Raw genomic sequence first — 770 nt, forward strand, 5'->3', positions numbered from 1 at the left:
AACAAATGGCTCCTTATATCGAAAAAATGACCGAACTAGATAACAGAGTTTCAGCATTAGAACGCAGCATGTCGCTTTTAACTGAAGTACAGGTGGACATGCTAAAACGAACGTCTTCCCTTCAAGAAGAAGTGAAATTGATTCACCAAAAAGGCACACTTTTAGAAAATGCTCCTCCGCCTATTCATATTGATAAATTTTTTCTTGATAAATACGAACAAAACAACAATATTGGCCAAGTGGGCATTAAAGAACTCGGCGGTACTTTAAATATCGGAGCTACATACGGAAGCGGAGCTATACCAAAGGATTTCACGGACCAAATCCAAAAAGACATGGAAGAGTTAAAAAACGCTAAATCAGATATTTCTTCTGGTAAAACGAAGCCTGCACAAGAGGAAAAAGAGAATTCTTCTTCCTCTTTCGAAAAAGAAGACACGTATACGGAAGTTCCTATTTTTGATGAAGATGATCCAAAGGAAGAGTCAGTCTAAAAAAGTCATAAAATTATATGTAGTTATGACTAGAATTTTTGCAAGCTATTCTTTACACTATAGGTAATAACTTCAAAAAAGGAGATATGCTGATGCCAAAGCTTTTATGGAGAATAGGTGCTGTCATGTTGCTAATGTGTGGAGGCTTTATCTTTTTATTTATTGCTGCTTCGCAAATGATGGTTCAGCAATACAAACCTTTTTTTAGACGCGAGAGTGTATAACTCTCGCGTTTTTTTATTGAATGTTATCCTGTTTATGGTAATATATATATAT

Annotated in this window: 1 protein-coding gene and 1 pseudogene; both read left to right on the forward strand. The window is 35.3% G+C overall.

What is annotated here, in order from left to right; genetic code table 11:
* Positions 1–494, forward strand: a pseudogene (locus tag AC1DRF_RS30630) (hypothetical protein); the annotation flags it as partial.
* Between the two features lie 92 nt (positions 495–586).
* Positions 587–718, forward strand: coding sequence for a hypothetical protein (locus tag AC1DRF_RS30635; RefSeq protein ID WP_336106733.1), 132 nt, complete (start codon positions 587–589; stop codon positions 716–718).
* Positions 719–770 lie beyond the last annotated feature (52 nt).

The sequence above is a fragment of the Priestia sp. P5_B4 genome (assembly GCF_056400385.1).